This is a genomic window from Lachnoclostridium edouardi (assembly GCF_900240245.1).
Classification (GTDB): domain Bacteria; phylum Bacillota; class Clostridia; order Lachnospirales; family Lachnospiraceae; genus Lachnoclostridium_A; species Lachnoclostridium_A edouardi.
Genome location: NZ_OESQ01000001.1, coordinates 178,181 through 194,119 on the forward strand (window position 1 = coordinate 178,181; position 15,939 = coordinate 194,119).

The window sequence follows — 15,939 nt, forward strand, 5'->3', positions numbered from 1 at the left end:
CACTCTCTTTCTCTATTTTAAAGGTCTGTATCTGCGGCAGATTTCTTCTGCAATTCTAAGACCGTCCATGGCGGCGGAGGTGATGCCTCCCGCATAGCCCGCCCCTTCTCCGCAGGGAAACAGCCCCTTTATCTGACTTTCATAAAATTCATTTCTGGGAATCCTAACTGGCGAGGAGGTACGGCTTTCCACCCCGGCTAAAATGGCGTCTTTTCTGTTAAAGCTCTGGATTTTTCTGCCAAAATCCTCCATTCCCTCTATAAATGCCTCTCCTATATAAGGCGGCAGCATTTCTTTTAAATTGCTGAATGTATATGCGCCCTTAAATTCAGGGGCAATGTCCCCAAACTCTCTGGATTCTTTATTTGCCTGGAAATCTCCGTACAGCTGAATGGGAATCTTCCCTTTTCCATAGGAAAAGGCTGCTGCCTCCAGCTTTCTCTGAAAGGCAACTCCGGCCAAGGGCCCCGTACCTTCAAAATCTTCTGGGGTCACTGTGACAATAATGGCGCTGTTTGCGTTTTTTCCGTCTCTGGCGTGATAACTCATGCCGTTTACAGCCAGCCTTCCCTCCTCGGAGGAAGCATTGATTACATAGCCTCCCGGGCACATACAGAAGGAATAAACTCCTCTGCCTCCCCTGGACTGGTAAGTAACCTTGTAGCTGGCAGGCCCTAGAATTTTGCTGTTTCCCGGTCCATACTGTGAAATATCAATCATGGTTTGGGGATGCTGAATGCGAAGTCCTACGGCAAAGGATTTTTGCTCCATGGGAACTCCACGTTTTTCCAAAACTTCAAAGGTATCTCTGGCGCTGTGGCCAATGGCCAGCACTGCAGCTTCCAAATTTAACTGCTCTGCCCCATTAATCTCTAAAGCCGTCAAACGGCCCTTTTCTATATGAAAATCTGTTACCTGGGAAGAAAAGCGGACTTCCCCTCCCAGACGAATAATTTCCTGTCTCATGGAGGACACAATATTTCCTAAAACGTCAGTGCCAATATGAGGTTTGTTTACATAGAGCACAGAGGGATCGGCGCCGAATTCCACTAAAAGCTCCAATACCTTGCGGTTTCTTTGAACAGGATCTTTCACTAAGGTATTTAGCTTGCCGTCGGAAAAGGTACCTGCTCCCCCTTCCCCAAACTGTACATTAGAATTTAAATCCAGCTTTTCTCCCATCCAAAATGCTTCCGCCTTTTTGCGCCTTACATCAGCCGCTTCTCCTCTTTCCAGTATAATAGGACAATATCCCTCTCTGGCCAGTATTAAGCCGCAGAACAGACCTGCAGGGCCGTCGCCAATAATTACAGGCGGAAAGGCTAAGGTTTGACTTCCATATTCAGGAAGACAATATTTGTTTAAAGGAGCTGAGGAAATCTGAGGATTTTTCAGCTTTTTTATAATCTGATTTTCTTTGTCTGCACTAACGTCCACAGTATATATGTATAAAATATGGTCTTTTTTTCTGGCGTCTACAGACTGTTTTACAATCTGGATCTTTTTTATATTATGTTCAGGTATTTTCAGCTCTTTACTTATTTTATGAGCCAAATCTTCCCTGGTGTGATCAATAGGTAATTTTAACTGATTAATTCTTATCATATTACTTCCCGCCTTTCAAGCCTAAAGCATTGGCAGCAGATTTTCCGGCAATATATCCGCTGGACCAGGCCCACTGAAGATTGTAGCCTCCACATATTCCGTCTACATCTAAAAGCTCTCCTGCCAAAAATAATCCAGGCACTAAAAAAGATTCTAAGGTGGCGTGGTTTACCTCTGAAGTGTCTACGCCGCCGCAGCAGACCTGGGCGTTTTCAAAGGGCTTTGTAGACGTGACAACGGCTTGAAAGCTGTGGAGATTTAAAGCCAACGCCTGAAGCTGTTTTGGTGTTAAGCTGGAGACAAAAGCTTCTGCTGCTATTCCGGATTTTTTTAACAGCACTGCGGAAAGCTTATTATTTACAGCCCCTGTCAGAAACTCACTGCAGCGCTTATAGCCGCACTGTTCTTTCCGTCTAAAAAGGAAATGGTCTAATTGATCTTTTGTCATGCCTGGAAAAAAGTTAATAGAAACTGTTACCTGCTTCTTTTCATCTAAAGCTTTAGAGGCAAAACGGCTGATCTGAAAGGTGGGAATTCCGGAAATACCGTAATCTGTCAGCTGCAGCTCTCCCTGGTCAGCTACAGCCTGTTTTTTATCTATGTACAAGGTAAGCTTAGCTTCTGTGCGGATTCCGGCCAGCTGTTTATATTCCTTTCCTAAACAGCACAGCTGAACAAGGGCAGGCAACGGCTTTTTAATGCGATGCCCCAGACTTTTAGCCAGGGCATAACCGCTGCCGTCAGAACCAAGGACAGGGGCTGCCCTTCCGCCTGTCGCCAAAATCAAAGCATCTGCATATATTTTCTTAATCTCCTGCTTTTCACTATTTTGTATTTTAAAGATTACAGTAAAACATTTATTATTATAAGAAATCTTTTCCACGTAACTGCCGCATAAAATAGTTGCGCCCTGGTTTTCCGCTTCAGTTTTCAAAAGCTCCATAACAGAAGAAGCCTGCTCTGAATAAGGATAAATATATCCGTTTTTATTTTTGGGAAGCAGGCCTATGCGGCAGAAAAAGTCTAATGTCTGTTCAGGCGGAAATTGTTTAATGACCTTCATGGGAAAAGATTTATTGTCGCTTCGGTAGCAGGAAGGGGACATGTGCAGATTTGTTAAATTACATTTTCCATTGCCTGTAGACAGCAGTTTTTTCCCTACTTGATTCATACGCTCTAAAATAATAGTATGGGCGCCGGCCTGGGCTGCCGTAATAGCTGCCATTAAGCCTGCAGCTCCTCCGCCCACTACTGCCACTGTCTTTTTTTGTCCCTTCATCTGCTCCTCCAACCTTTGACCTAATGTAATTCTCCGTGATATCATATCACACTGCCTGTAATCTTACAACTTAAAAATTCCTGGCAAAGGCAGTGGAAAGGGCCTGTTTTTATTAGCTGGTAAAGGATTCCAGATAGCTGAAAACATCCATCATAGAGGAGAACCAGATGCCCTCCCTCAGCCTGGCCTGCTCTTTTTCAGGAAAGTCAGTAATAGGCACATGAGTGTACAAACAGTCTGACGGGTTGTTTTTGGTAAATACCAGAAGAAAGCCGTCCTCCACCACTAAATAATATTGATTAATGCTTTCTCTGTTGGCCGCTTCAGCCGCGCTGCTATCCTCCTCAGATGTTTCCTCAGAAGCTTTGCTGGCAATATAATTTTCTTTTACAGTTTCTGTGGCAATTTCTGTGCCAGGCAGGGCCTGGGCATTTTCCCGGCTTTTTACAGTTGCTACTGCACCTATTGCCAGACATACGGCGCAGACTGCCGCAAATAATAAACAGATACTATATTTTTTCATAGGATCATTCCTCCTTATAAATGTAGTATCTGCTTATTTCTTCCTTCATATACAATTTTTACAGTAAATGCAGTTTTTTGGACACTCTGATAATTTTTCCGCCCATAGGCATACTTTTCAGCTCCTCCTGTTCAATACATCTAAGGCGTATAAGCAGCACTCCGTACACGAATACCGCCGCTATAATGGCAAGGATAGCGCTGACAGAATTTTTGTGAATCAAAGTAAATGTAAGGCGGTATACGCCGTAGGCCGTGGCCCCCATAAAGGCTGACGCCACTGTAGGCAGAATAAAAGTTTTTTTCAGCTCCTGTCTGTATCTTAAATATCTGCGTATTGCTAAGGCATTTAAAATGCACATAATAAAAGCAAATATAATATTTGCAAATACTACGCTGTAAATACCAAAATTAAATGTGCGCAGCATAACATGCAAAGCCGCTACATGAATAATCAATGAGATGAATGCATTTCTCAGGGGAATATTCATGTGGTTGATGCCCTGGAGAATGGCGTTTGTCACTGTAGACAGGGAGAAAAACAGCACAGCCAGGGAACCGGCCATAGTCAGCTTAATTAAGGTAGTATTTTCAGTGCCTGCAAACAAAAGGTTGTTTACCGGTCCTGCCAGTATTGTCATTCCCACTGTAGAAGGGATGGCGATAATCATGGAAAAACGTATAGCCAAAGCAACTCTGGCCTTTACCTGTTTCCTGTCTCTGGCAGCGACTGCTCTGGACAGGGACGGAATCAGAGAAGATGACAGCGCATTGGAAATAGCTACAGGAATGTTAAACAGCAGGTGGTACTGCCCGAAAATTCCCCACAAGGAGACAATAGTTACTGTGGCCACGCCCATTTTAGCCATACCGTCGCTGAACAAATAATCATCCACTACAGAACTAATATTGTAGATAGTACTGCTGAGCACAATAGGCAGAATGGTAAAGGTCAGCGCTGTAGTAAGCTTACCGTAAGATTCGATTTTCCCAGACTTATCTCTGGCAGCCCGCCGCCTCATCCTTTTTCTCTGGGACAAGGTCAGAAGCAGGAAAAACAGAAAGGCGGCCAAAGCCCCTGCTCCTGTTCCAATAGTGCCGCCTGCAGCGCCGTAGGCATAAGAATAGGCGGTCTCGTCATGTACAGCGTTGGCGATCACGCCCTTTGCAAATAAATGATAGGCGGCAAATACACTGATTACCGCATTAATAATCTGCTCTAAAATCTGGGAAAAGGCTGTGGGAACCATAGTGCCCTTTCCCTGAAAATAGCCTCTTAAAACTCCTAAATAAGCCATAATCCAGATAGTAGGAGCTAAAGTTTCTAAAGCATATTTACAAAATGGCTTTTTAAGGGCCAAAGCAAAGGTTTCTGCCCCGAACCACAAAACTGCGGCTCCCAGCCCTCCCACAACAGTGGCGTAAATCAAAGCCAATTTTAGAATTCTAAGGGAATTTCTGTACTGCTCCCTGGCCAGCCTGGCAGCTACCATTTTAGACACTGCCACAGGCAGGCTGTAGGAGGATATAATAAGTAAAATAGAATACACGCTGAAGGCAGAGGTATAATATCCGTTTCCCTCCTGGCCGATAATATTAATCAGAGGGATTCTGTACACCATGCCAATAAGGCGGACCAGGATGCCGGCAATGGCTAAAATACTTCCCTGCACTACAAAATTTGTGGTTTTACTTCTGGTTTTTGTTCTATTCTTTTCCATGAATTTCTGTCCTTGCTGTGTCTTTTGTTGATATGACGCAGACCCAGGTTTTACCAGGATTCAGAAAAATCTCCTGTCCCTGAGTGTCATAGTAATGAGTCACTCCATACTCTCCGTCTTTAGACCAGTGAATAGGAATCGCCTTTCCCTCACTGATATAATAGCCCCACTCGTCTGTATGAACATTAATATTTAAGTAAGGGGTCGTGGCATAGTAGCCGCTTTGACAGTACTGAATAATAATATTTTTTACAGCCAAAGGTCCCTGACTGTCCTCGTGGAGCTTTCCGTACTGATACCTGTAATATAAGCCGTCGTCCTCATGGTATTCAAACCAGGGGTTGTTCATTTTATATCCGGGCACAACGCGGTAGGCCTCCATTACATCCGGCTGATTAAAAACTGCAGGATGATTTTTTGAGGCAAACAGATAATGTCACTTATACTCAGAGTCATAGGACTGACGGAAGCCATAGGCAGATATGGCTGTCTGGATTTTCTCAAAACTGGTATAGGCATTGTGAGGCGCTTTTCTGTCAGAGCTGCGGTAAAATGCGGCCCCGCCAACTCCCTCCATACCATTAATATCATCTATATACTGGAGATAAGGCTTTGCAAAGGTGCTTTGGCCGTAGTGAACACATATGGCGTCAAACTCCCTGGCAAAAAAAATGTAGTAGGTTCTCACACTTCTCACAGAACCGATTCTGTCTAAGCTGTCATAGTTTTCAATGAGAGCCATATATCGGTTCATGTCCCCCTCCACAGGAGCTTCATAAACAACGCCGGCCTGGCTTAATCCGTAATTAGGCAGAGACTCCTTGTCATTGCTGATCATCACTGCAATAGGACGGCGGTTGCCCTGGGAAACAGGCACCATTTCTCCTGTTAAATAGCTTTGAATCTGCCCGTTAATCTCCTGGCGTTCTAAGGGCTCTAAAGGATTTTCTTCAGGCCGGGTTTCCGGCTCCTCTGCCGCTGTCACTTCCACCGGCTTCTGGGGACTTGTCTCCACAGCAGACGGCTCTGTTAATACTGCCGGAATTTCTTTTTTTCCGCATCCCGGCAGCAAAATCAACAAACAGATAACAGCAAATCCTTTTAGGCACCATTTCATCTTCTGTAACCCCTTCTTTCCAGAATTTCTTCCTGCTTCCTTTCCATTTCTTCCCGCTGGCCATCTTCCATGTGATCGTAGCCGCAAAGATGAAGCATACTGTGGGCAACTAAAAATGCCAGCTCTCTTTCCTGAGAATGGCAGTATTTTTCCGCCTGTTCCTTTACCTTATCTATGGAAACCACAATATCTCCCAACATTAATTCACCTGTTTCAGGATTAAAATAATCCTCCGCCTGCTCCTCTACATGGTCAAAATCAGAGGGGGTGGTATAATCTACCATAGGAAAAGACAGAACGTCCGTAGGGTTGTCTATCTGGCGGTATTCCAGATTAATCTGACGGATGCTTTCGTTGTCAGTGAGAATCACGTTAACCTCCGCCTCATAAGGACAGCTTTCATAATCCAAAGCTTCTTCAATCACTTCATTAATAATCTGCTCATATGGAATATTCAGCTTCTCTTCTCCTTCGTATTCAATATTAATAGTCATAATTATTTCTCCCGTCTGCGCTTAGGACGCACACTGCTTTTATTGGCCTTAGCCTCATAATCGTCATAGGCCTGTACAATTTTTTGAACAAGAGGATGGCGGACCACGTCGCTGTTCGTCAACTGGCAAAATCCTATATCGTCAATTTTATGAAGGATTTTCATGGCCATATCCAGTCCTGACACAGCCCCTGCAGGCAGATCCTTTTGTGTTTGGTCTCCGGTGACAATTACCTTGGAGCCAAAACCAATTCTGGTAAGGAACATTTTCATCTGTGCAGGAGTAGTATTTTGCGCTTCATCCAAAATAATGTATGCGCTGTCTAAGGTACGCCCTCTCATATAAGCCAAAGGAGCTACCTCGATCAGTCCCTTTTCAGAGTTGTGGAGAAAGCTTTCTGCCCCCATGATCTGATATAGGGCGTCATAGAGCGGTCTTAAATAAGGGTCTATTTTACTTTGCAGATCTCCTGGCAGAAAGCCCAGCTTCTCTCCCGCCTCAATGGCAGGCCTGGTGAGAATAATTCTGTTTACATCTCCGTTTTTAAAAGCCTGAATTGCCATAGCCATGGCCAGATAGGTTTTTCCTGTACCCGCCGGTCCCACGCCGAAAACAATCATTTTTTTCCGGATGGTATCTACATAATGCTTTTGTCCCATAGTTTTAGGCTTTACAGGCTTGCCGTTAATGGTACGGCATATAATGTCTTTGTCAATTTCCAAAATCTGACTGTCTTTTTCCGTAAAGGACAGGGACAATGCATAGTCTACATTTTGTTCTGTAATAGTATTGCCCCGTTTGGAAAGCTCAATCAGATTGCTGAATACGCTTTTTGCTTTTTGTATAGTATCTTCCGGTCCTATAATTTTGAGAGCGCCGTCTCTGGCAATCATAGTCACATGAAGAGTCCGTTCTATCTTTTTCAGATAGCTGTCAAACTGCCCGCACACATTTCTTTCATGTTCTGCAGGAATATCAATCATTGTTTCCACTACGCTCATCTGTTTTGTTAATCTCCTCTGTGTCGTTAATCGGTATAAATGGTCTGGCAGCGCCGATAGATTCTTCTCCTGCCGCCCAGGCAGTTATTGTAAACTCCAGGCCGTTCTCTTGTATTTTAACATTATTTTCAGTAATCTGCACCCCTTTTTCACGTAAATTTTCCAGGAACTGTATATTGATTTTGTCCTTTAAATCATTTTTTTCTTCTTCTGTATAGGGTCTTTCATAAGTATTGTATTCTTTTCCGTGAATCATCCCCCAATATACAGGCAAGTAAAAATTTTCAAATAAGGTCAGCTGATGCTCCTCCATAGTAAATTTCCACTTAGATTCCTGACTTTTAGGAGGGAGAAAATGAAATGCAAATTGAACAAATTGAAGGAAAAAGCCGTGCCGTTTCCTTCCTGTGTCCATTTCCAGCACGTTCCAGCCTGAAAATGTGCGTACTGTTTTATATTCTGTGGCGGCAAAAATATCTGCGTCGGCATGAACCGGATTTTCTGCTACTACTTGTTCACTGTCATCTGTAATTGGAATAAGGCCCTGGACTAATACCTGGCCTTCTTCTACCTGGTCTCCAGGCTTTACTAAGGCTTTGCCAGAGCGCACAATTATTTTAGTTATTACACCGCTTTTTTCAGCCACCAAATCGCAGGGAGACTGGTCTTTGATTGGGATAGAGGAAAGCACGTCGTTTTCCTTTATTTTAACCAACAGTCTGGTTCCTGATACCTGAGCGGAAACCCAGGTGATTTCAGGAAATTCAGTTCTGATTGCGCTTTCCAGATAATCGCAGTCCATCTGAGATTTTTTCATGCCGCAGCGGATTCCTTCTTCATTCATAAATTTTATTAAAGTATCCGAGGTATATCTGTAATTCCCGGAAAGGGTGATGTTCCAAATAAAAAGGGACATCATATAAAGTATGAGAAAAAATGAAAATACTCCTAAAAAGTACAGCTTACGCCGTCTATTCCTGTATAAAAAAAAAGGCAGGCCCAATTTTTTTTGTATCCTGACTTTTACCTCTGATTTTTTTACAAGAGGCTTACAGTTTAAAAAGCCGTCTACTGTCATGGCGCATTCATAGCCATCTTCACGGCATTCCAGGTTCCACACCTCAATGTTGTGTTTCCGGCACATATTAAAAAAACGTTCTGGTGAAAATCCTGTTAAATGAAGCTTCAGATATCCGTTTAAATAATGTTTTAATTTTACCACCAAGTCAGCTCCCTTCTTTTTTAATTTCCGTCCAGCTGGACAGAAGAGATGCAGCCGGAAATCTTCATTTCTTCATCATCATAATATTCAATTTTTAGTTTTTTACCGCAAATAGAAATAATACCTGTTTTAGACTGAATTTTTACCTGACCTTCACTGTAAAATAAAATCTTTCTATAATTTTCTACCAGCACTGCTCTTCTGCCTTCCAGAGAAATTAAAGGCTCTCCTAAGCATACGTCTCTTGGAAGCTTCATAGCTGAGACAGCGGCTGTTTTTAATTTATCTCCCATTTTCTGCCTCCGGCAGCACTGTCATTATATCATATGGCCTTTGGCGTCCTATTATTATGAAATAAAAAGAATCTTTTCTATAGAGCCGAAAAAATCCCCGGTGAAACCTCACCGGGGATACGGTCTTAATTAATTGAATTTACGTTTTCTTGCAGCTTCAGACTTTTTCTTACGTCTTACGCTTGGCTTCTCGTAATGTTCTCTCTTACGGATTTCCTGCTGAATCCCAGCCTTAGCACAGTTTCTTTTGAATCTGCGTAAAGCGCTGTCCAAACTTTCGTTATCTTTTACAATTACGTTTGACATAGCTCACACCTAACCTCCCTCCAGTTGCATAATTTAGAGTGCGAAAAAACAACTGTTTGGGTATTTTATAGCACTGCTATGATTATATCATAAAATCTTCATTCGTCAACAACATTTTGCAAAATATTCAATTTTTGCCTTATTTTACTTGTTCAGATATAACCTGCACTGCCTTCTTTAAAGCCTCTTCTACTCCTGCAGGATTCTTTCCGCCGGCCTGAGCCATATTAGGCCGGCCGCCGCCTCCTCCTCCTACAAGACCGGCAACTGCTTTAATTAAATTGCCTGCATGGGCGCCCTGTTTCTGCGCTCCGTCTGTGGCTGTAGCCATAAGGCTTACTTTTCCGTCCTGTACAGAAGCCAAAAGGATTACGCCTTCCTCCAGCTTGTCCTTTAACTGATCTCCCAGGTTTCTTAAACCGTTCATATCCACGCCGTCTACTTTGGCTGCCAGAACCTTTACTCCGTTTACTTCCTGTACCTGGTTCATAACGTCTCCCAGAGAATCCTTGGCCATTTTGCTTTTCAGCTTTTCATTTTCAGACTGAAGGGCCTTGATCTCCTCCAACATAACCTCTACTTTCTTTTTCAACTCTGCAGGAGTTGTTTTGGCTGCCGCCGCCGCCTGGTGAAGCTCTTTTTCAGCCTCCTGGTAGTGTTTCATTAATCCGTCGGCTGTTAAGGCCTCGATTCTTCTTACGCCGGCTGCAATTCCTGACTCAGAAAGAATTTTAAATGCAGAAATAGTACTTGTATTAGATACATGAGTACCGCCGCAAAGCTCTACTGAGAAATCTCCCATTTTTACTACACGGACAGTATCTCCATATTTTTCTCCAAATAAAGCCATAGCTCCTGTTTTCTTAGCTTCATCTAAAGTCATAATCTGAGTTTCCACAGGCAGGGAAGCGCGGATTTCCTCATTTACAATATGTTCCACCTGACTGATTTCCTCAGGCGTCATAGCTGAAAAATGTGTAAAGTCAAAGCGAAGTCTGTCAGCGTCCACATAGGAACCGGCCTGCTCTACATGTTCTCCTAAAACTATGCGGAGAGCCTTCTGAAGCAGGTGAGTGGCACTGTGGTTTTTGCCTGTAGCCTGGCGAGTTGTCTGACATACCTTTAATGTAACGGTTTCGCCTGTCTGCAGCATTCCCTTTACCATTTTTCCTACATGGCCTACCTTGCCGCCCTGTAATTTAATGGTATCCTCTACCTGGAACTGGCCGTTAGCGCTGACAATCAGGCCTTTATCTCCCTGCTGTCCGCCCATTGTGGCGTAAAATGGAGTTTCCTCCACTAAAATTGTGCCGGCCTGTCCGTCTGTTAAAGCTTCTGTAATCTCTGTCTCTGTAGTCAGAACTGTTATTTTGGAATCGTGAATTAAATGGTCATAGCCTACGAATTCTGTAGTCAGCTCTGGATCAATAGACTGATATACAGTTACGTCAGCGCCCATATAATTTGTAGTTTTTCTGGCAGCTCTGGCTTTCTGCTTTTGCTGATTCATACATTCTTTAAAACCTTCCTCGTCAATAGAGAAAGATTTTTCTTCCAGAATCTCTTTTGTCAGATCCACAGGGAAACCGTAGGTGTCATACAGCTTAAATGTATTTTCTCCAGAGAGAACGGTTTCATTTTTAGAGCGCATATCCTCTTCCATCTCAGCTAAAATAGCAAGTCCCTGGTCGATTGTGCGGTTAAACTTCTCTTCTTCCTCTGTTAGCACTTTCAGAATCATAGCCTGTTTTTCTTCCAGCTCCGGATAGCCGTCCTTGGAAAGATTTATAACAATCTTGCTTAAATCAGCCAGGAATAATCCTTTGATGCCTAAAATTCTGCCATGGCGGGCAGCGCGGCGGAGAAGTCTTCTCAGCACATAGCCTCTGCCTTCGTTACTTGGCATAATTCCGTCAGAAATCATAAAGGTACATGATTTAATATGGTCTGTTACAATTCTTAAAGAAATATCTTTTTTGTCATCTGTCTGATATTTCGTGTCAGCTAAATGGCATACAGCGTCTAAAAGAGCCTTATTGGTGTCAACTGTAAATAAGGAGTCTACATCCTGAACTACAACAGCCAAACGCTCCAGGCCCATGCCTGTATCAATATTTTTCTGTTCCAGCTCTGTGTAATTGCCTTTTCCGTCGTTGTTAAACTGTGTAAATACGTTGTTCCAAACTTCAATAAATCTGTCGCATTCACAGCCTACTGTACAATCAGGCTTTCCGCAGCCATATTTTTCTCCTCTGTCGTAATAAATCTCTGAACAAGGTCCGCAGGGGCCTGCGCCGTGCTCCCAGAAGTTATCTTCTTTTCCAAAACGGAAGATTTTCTCAGCTGGCACGCCGATTTCTTTATTCCAAATCTCAAATGCCTGATCGTCGTCTAAATATACAGAAGGATATAAACGCTCCGGATCCAGTCCAACTACCTGTGTAAGAAATTCCCAGGACCAGTGAATCGCTTCTGTTTTAAAATAGTCTCCAAAGGAGAAGTTGCCCAGCATCTCAAAAAATGTGCCGTGACGGGCTGTTTTCCCAATATTTTCTATATCTCCTGTACGGATACATTTCTGGCAGGTGGTGACGCGTCTTCTAGGCGGAATCTCCTGTCCTGTAAAATAAGGCTTTAAAGGCGCCATACCTGAATTGATTAATAATAAACTGTTGTCGTTATGCGGAACCAGGGAAAAGCTTGGAAGGGCCAGATGTCCTTTGCTCTCAAAAAATTCCAGGAACATTCTCCTCAGTTCGTTTACACCATACTTCTGCACGTTGATTCATCCTCCATCAGGACTCAATTTGCCTTGTCTTTGGCAGCGTCCTTCTATTTTATCTTACCGATTGTACCATATGAAAGTGTATTTATCAAGACAGATATAGAAAAGTCCCGTCTTTAGAAGTTAGCACTAGAAATCTTTAGGAGTATTTTCTGCTCTGAAGCCTCACAAATGCCTTAAAATAAGGCTTTTTTTATTGCAAAAAAACTTTTCAAAATTCTTTTTTTGCGATATACTAATAGTGTTAGTGGTGCTATCTTTTTGAGGAGGGATTCTATGGCATATTTTTTAAAAAAGACAACTTTAAAAGGCAGAACTTATCTTGCGATTTATGACAGTTTTTATAATCAGGAAAAAAAGGGGGCAGCTCACAAATGCTACAAATCCCTTGGCTCTGTAGAAACACTGAAAAAGAACGGCATGGAAGATCCAATCTCTTTTTACCAACAAGAAGTAGCTCTCTTAAACCAGCAACGAAAAGAAGAAGGTGTCCGCAAAATTTCTGACATTTCTCCAACTCTTTATCTTGGATACTTTCCACTGAAAGCAATCCTTGAGAAATTAAAAATCCAAAAGTATGTGAATTATTTTCATCTTACATATGATTTTCAGTTCGATCTTTATGAATTGATTTCTACATTAGTCTACGCAAGAGGTGTATGCCCATGCAGTAAAAACAGGACATTCCACGATGTGCTTCCCAATCTGTACCATTCGTCGCATTATTCCTATGATCAGCTTCTTGATGGTCTTGCCTTTTTGGGAGAAAACTATGAAAAGTTTATCGAGATCTTTACTGTACAAACTGCGGCTGTTTATGGACTGGATACTTCAAACTCTTACTTTGATTGTACGAATTTCTATTTTGAAATAGACAGGGAGGATGATTTCAGAAAAAAAGGACCGAGCAAAGAAAACAAAAAGGAACCCATCATCGGTCTTGGGCTCCTTTTGGATCGGAACCAGATTCCGGTCGGTATGAAGATGTATCCGGGAAATGAGTCAGAAAAACCCATTCTACGTGATGTGATTGATGGACTTAAAAATAGGAACAATATCATGGGAAAAACCATCCATGTCGCAGACAAAGGACTTAATTGTGCACAAAACATTGCGTTTTCAAAACAGAATGGAGATGGTTATCTGTTTTCAAAATCTGTAAAAACCTTGCCTTCGACAGAAAAAACCTGGGTATTATTAGAACAGGATTACAAAGATGTCAAAGATAAAAGCGGAAAACTTTTATACCGCTATAAAAGCTGTATTGATACTTTTCCTTATTCCATAGAGTATAACGGAAAAAAACAGACCATTATGCTTACAGAGAAACGCCTGGTTACCTACAATCCTTCCCTTGCTGCAAAAAAAAGATATGAAATAAACCGCCTTGTAGAAAAAGCAAAAGCACTTACCCTGTCACAAGCCAAAAGGAATGACTTTGGAGAAGCAGGAAAATATGTGGATTTCACAGATAAAACAGGAAATAAAGCAAAAACAAGGATTAATCAGGCTGCCATCGATAAGGACCTCGAACTTGCCGGATACAATCTTCTGGTCACATCCGAAACCCAGATGACAGATCAGGATATTTACTGTACTTACCATAATCTGTGGAGAATTGAAGAATCCTTTAAGATTATGAAATCAGACCTGGATGCACGGCCGGTATTTCTTCAAAAAGAAAATACGATTAAAGGCCACTTTTTGATTTGCTATTTAACAGTTCTCTTAGAGAGGATTTTTCAATTTAAGATACTGGATGAAAAATATTCAACTTCAGATATATTTAGATTCATTAAAGATTTCAGGGTAACAAAAGGCGAACATAAATATATAAACACCACAAGGGATTGTACTTTTATAAATGACCTAGCTGATAAATTTCATCTTCCTTTAACGAATTACTTTCTATCTGAAACTCAAATAAACACCATTTTTAATTATAAACTATAATAACAAACACAGAAGGACTGCCGCTAGCAGTCCTTCTAAACCTTAAAGTTTGCACTATTTTTTAATCTCTGATACCAAAGTCAGGTNTACTTTCTATCTGAAACTCAAATAAACACCATTTTTAATTATAAACTATAATAACAAACACAGAAGGACTGCCGCTAGCAGTCCTTCTAAACCTTAAAGTTTGCACTATTTTTTAATCTCTGATACCAAAGTCAGGTACCATATGAAAGTGTATTTATCAAGACAGATATAGAAAAGTTTCTATATGACGGATGATGTTTGTGCTTATTGTAAATAGGTTCCGTATTTTTCTACCAGCTCATAACAGCGGCTTTTGGTGGAGGCGGCTAATGACGCTGTGTATTCTACGCTTTCCATAGAGCCTCCGTAGCTTTCTGAGGTTTGCGCCGCTGCAAAGTCACGCTCTAAAAGCCACTCTCTTTCTTCTTTTATAAGAGGTTCCTTTTCTTCAGAAGCCATACCGTCTAATATGGCATTGTATATAAGATTCAGCTCGCTGTCCCACAGCTTTAATTCTGTGTCGGCCATGCTTTTGGCTGTATAACGGTTATATTCGCTGTTTTCCGTTTTCATCTTTTCCACCTGAACGCTGACCTCATCCAGCCGCTGCTTGTAAGTGCTCACAGTCTGCTCAGAAGAATAACCTAAAGCTGCCTCCGTCTCCGCAAGGGGGGGGGCAGAATCTTCTGCAGGAGCGGCTTCTAATGGAGAAAGCACGGTTTCCTTTGCCTGCTCTTCGTCCTCAGAGACGCTGCCGGACTTATTTTTAGGCCTGCCGTCCACTACGCCTACCTCGCCCTCTATAATCTCCGCCTGCTCTGTAGATGAAGATTGTCCGGAGGGGATAAGGACAGAAGATACTATGCTTTGAGATTCTGTACTTGCTGTCGCCGGATCTCCCACGATTTTATTTGTAAAAAATGTAACTGCTATTCCTATGAAAACAATAAGCAGAATAACAAAGAGTTTTCCCCGATTTTTGCTCATGCTTTACTTCCTTCTCGTTTTGATAAAAATAAGATATCATAAACAGAAAAGAAAAGATATAGGAATCCAAAAAAGGTAATATTTTGTAAGATTTACTTAATAAGTCCAGGAAGTTTATATATCGATGCCAGGATCTTTCAAAAGATCAGAGCCGTCCGCCGCACTGGTGGCCAGCTGGTCGCACCGTTCGTTTTGAGGATGTCCGGCATGGCCTTTTACCCATATAAAAGTAATCTGATGAGGCTCTGCTGCCTTTAAAAGCCGTTTCCACAAGTCAATATTTTTTACAGGCCCGCTTTTTCCCCTGTTCCAGTTCATCCGAATCCAGTTGTCAATCCAATGCTGATTAAAAGCGTCTGTTAAATACTTGGAATCAGAATACAGCTCCACCTGACAAGGGCGGTTTAAGGCTTCCAGCCCGGCTATAGCCGCCATTAATTCCATTCGGTTGTTGGTAGTTCTTTCATATCCGGCGGACATAGTTTTTTCATGGAGGACTCCACTGGAATCTGTAAAATGAAGAATTGCTCCGTAGCCTCCCGGACCGTCTGGATTGCCTCTGGCCGACCCGTCTGTATATATTTGTACCTTGCTCATAATCCTGTTGTATTCTCCTTTATGTCAGTG

At 42.3% G+C, this 15,939-nt stretch carries 15 protein-coding genes; 1 reads left to right on the plus strand and 14 read right to left on the minus strand.

Going from position 1 to position 15,939, the window contains the following annotated elements:
- Window positions 1-12: 12 nt before the first annotated feature.
- The 12 genes from C1A07_RS00840 to alaS form a co-directional block, all read right to left on the minus strand.
- Entirely contained in the window at window positions 13-1,605 is a 1,593-nt protein-coding gene (locus tag C1A07_RS00840) for an NAD(P)/FAD-dependent oxidoreductase (protein WP_101875424.1), read from the minus strand.
- A gap of 1 nt (window position 1,606) precedes the next feature.
- Window positions 1,607-2,929, minus strand: a complete 1,323-nt coding sequence (locus C1A07_RS00845) for a BaiN/RdsA family NAD(P)/FAD-dependent oxidoreductase (protein ID WP_242972217.1) — start codon at window positions 2,927-2,929, stop codon at window positions 1,607-1,609.
- A 67-nt stretch (window positions 2,930-2,996) separates the two neighbouring features.
- A complete protein-coding gene (locus tag C1A07_RS00850; protein ID WP_101875426.1) occupies window positions 2,997-3,407 on the minus strand; it encodes a hypothetical protein in 411 nt (136 codons plus the stop codon).
- A gap of 58 nt (window positions 3,408-3,465) precedes the next feature.
- Window positions 3,466-5,127, minus strand: coding sequence for a putative polysaccharide biosynthesis protein (locus tag C1A07_RS00855; protein WP_101875427.1), 1,662 nt, complete (start codon window positions 5,125-5,127; stop codon window positions 3,466-3,468).
- Window positions 5,114-5,491: a DUF3048 C-terminal domain-containing protein gene (locus C1A07_RS16885; RefSeq protein ID WP_330399377.1), complete on the minus strand. Its 378-nt coding sequence runs from the start codon at window positions 5,489-5,491 to the stop codon at window positions 5,114-5,116. The genes C1A07_RS00855 and C1A07_RS16885 overlap by 14 nt, the downstream gene beginning before the upstream one ends.
- Window positions 5,492-5,563: 72 nt before the next feature.
- Window positions 5,564-6,244 (minus strand): DUF3048 domain-containing protein, encoded by a 681-nt coding sequence (locus C1A07_RS16890; RefSeq protein WP_330399378.1) that lies wholly within the window; start codon window positions 6,242-6,244, stop codon window positions 5,564-5,566.
- Window positions 6,241-6,738, minus strand: coding sequence for an rRNA maturation RNase YbeY (gene ybeY / locus C1A07_RS00865; protein WP_101875428.1), 498 nt, complete (start codon window positions 6,736-6,738; stop codon window positions 6,241-6,243). Before ybeY ends, C1A07_RS16890 begins: the two co-directional genes overlap by 4 nt.
- A 2-nt stretch (window positions 6,739-6,740) precedes the next feature.
- Complete coding sequence (locus C1A07_RS00870; protein WP_101875429.1) at window positions 6,741-7,739, minus strand: PhoH family protein; 999 nt, start codon at window positions 7,737-7,739, stop codon at window positions 6,741-6,743.
- Window positions 7,714-8,961, minus strand: coding sequence for a sporulation protein YqfD (locus C1A07_RS00875; RefSeq protein ID WP_242972218.1), 1,248 nt, complete (start codon window positions 8,959-8,961; stop codon window positions 7,714-7,716). Before C1A07_RS00875 ends, C1A07_RS00870 begins: the two co-directional genes overlap by 26 nt.
- Window positions 8,962-8,981: 20 nt before the next feature.
- Window positions 8,982-9,254 carry a YabP/YqfC family sporulation protein gene (locus C1A07_RS00880; protein WP_101875431.1) on the minus strand — a complete coding sequence of 91 codons (273 nt, stop codon included), beginning with the start codon at window positions 9,252-9,254 and terminating at the stop codon, window positions 8,982-8,984.
- Between the two features lie 129 nt (window positions 9,255-9,383).
- The gene (gene rpsU / locus C1A07_RS00885) at window positions 9,384-9,560 is read right to left on the minus strand and encodes a 30S ribosomal protein S21 (protein ID WP_087218105.1); all 177 of its coding nucleotides are present in this window, start codon (window positions 9,558-9,560) and stop codon (window positions 9,384-9,386) included.
- Window positions 9,561-9,699: 139 nt separating this feature from the next.
- The gene (gene alaS / locus C1A07_RS00890; RefSeq protein WP_408609819.1) at window positions 9,700-12,306 is read right to left on the minus strand and encodes an alanine--tRNA ligase; all 2,607 of its coding nucleotides are present in this window, start codon (window positions 12,304-12,306) and stop codon (window positions 9,700-9,702) included.
- Between the two features lie 315 nt (window positions 12,307-12,621).
- Between alaS and C1A07_RS00895 the strand changes: the two genes are divergently transcribed.
- Window positions 12,622-14,298 (plus strand): IS1634 family transposase, encoded by a 1,677-nt coding sequence (locus C1A07_RS00895; RefSeq protein WP_101875548.1) that lies wholly within the window; start codon window positions 12,622-12,624, stop codon window positions 14,296-14,298.
- A 291-nt stretch (window positions 14,299-14,589) separates the two neighbouring features.
- Here the strand turns inward: C1A07_RS00895 and C1A07_RS00900 are convergent, their stop codons facing one another.
- Window positions 14,590-15,312 (minus strand): lysozyme inhibitor LprI family protein, encoded by a 723-nt coding sequence (locus tag C1A07_RS00900; RefSeq protein ID WP_101875434.1) that lies wholly within the window; start codon window positions 15,310-15,312, stop codon window positions 14,590-14,592.
- A 114-nt stretch (window positions 15,313-15,426) separates the two neighbouring features.
- The gene (gene rnhA, locus C1A07_RS00905; RefSeq protein ID WP_101875435.1) at window positions 15,427-15,909 is read right to left on the minus strand and encodes a ribonuclease HI; all 483 of its coding nucleotides are present in this window, start codon (window positions 15,907-15,909) and stop codon (window positions 15,427-15,429) included.
- Window positions 15,910-15,939: the final 30 nt, after the last annotated feature.

Coding starts and splice junctions, on each gene's coding strand:
- C1A07_RS00895 (WP_101875548.1), top strand. CDS start 12,622: ATGGCATATTTTTTAAAAAAGACAACTTTAAAAGGCAGAACTTATCTT.
- C1A07_RS00880 (WP_101875431.1), bottom strand. CDS start 9,254: ATGGGAGATAAATTAAAAACAGCCGCTGTCTCAGCTATGAAGCTTCCA.
- C1A07_RS00845 (WP_242972217.1), bottom strand. CDS start 2,929: ATGATATCACGGAGAATTACATTAGGTCAAAGGTTGGAGGAGCAGATG.
- C1A07_RS16890 (WP_330399378.1), bottom strand. CDS start 6,244: ATGAAATGGTGCCTAAAAGGATTTGCTGTTATCTGTTTGTTGATTTTG.
- rnhA (WP_101875435.1), bottom strand. CDS start 15,909: ATGAGCAAGGTACAAATATATACAGACGGGTCGGCCAGAGGCAATCCA.
- alaS (WP_408609819.1), bottom strand. CDS start 12,306: ATGTTCCTGGAATTTTTTGAGAGCAAAGGACATCTGGCCCTTCCAAGC.
- C1A07_RS00870 (WP_101875429.1), bottom strand. CDS start 7,739: ATGAGCGTAGTGGAAACAATGATTGATATTCCTGCAGAACATGAAAGA.
- C1A07_RS00900 (WP_101875434.1), bottom strand. CDS start 15,312: ATGAGCAAAAATCGGGGAAAACTCTTTGTTATTCTGCTTATTGTTTTC.
- C1A07_RS00840 (WP_101875424.1), bottom strand. CDS start 1,605: ATGATAAGAATTAATCAGTTAAAATTACCTATTGATCACACCAGGGAA.
- rpsU (WP_087218105.1), bottom strand. CDS start 9,560: ATGTCAAACGTAATTGTAAAAGATAACGAAAGTTTGGACAGCGCTTTA.
- C1A07_RS00850 (WP_101875426.1), bottom strand. CDS start 3,407: ATGAAAAAATATAGTATCTGTTTATTATTTGCGGCAGTCTGCGCCGTA.
- C1A07_RS00855 (WP_101875427.1), bottom strand. CDS start 5,127: ATGGAAAAGAATAGAACAAAAACCAGAAGTAAAACCACAAATTTTGTA.
- ybeY (WP_101875428.1), bottom strand. CDS start 6,738: ATGACTATTAATATTGAATACGAAGGAGAAGAGAAGCTGAATATTCCA.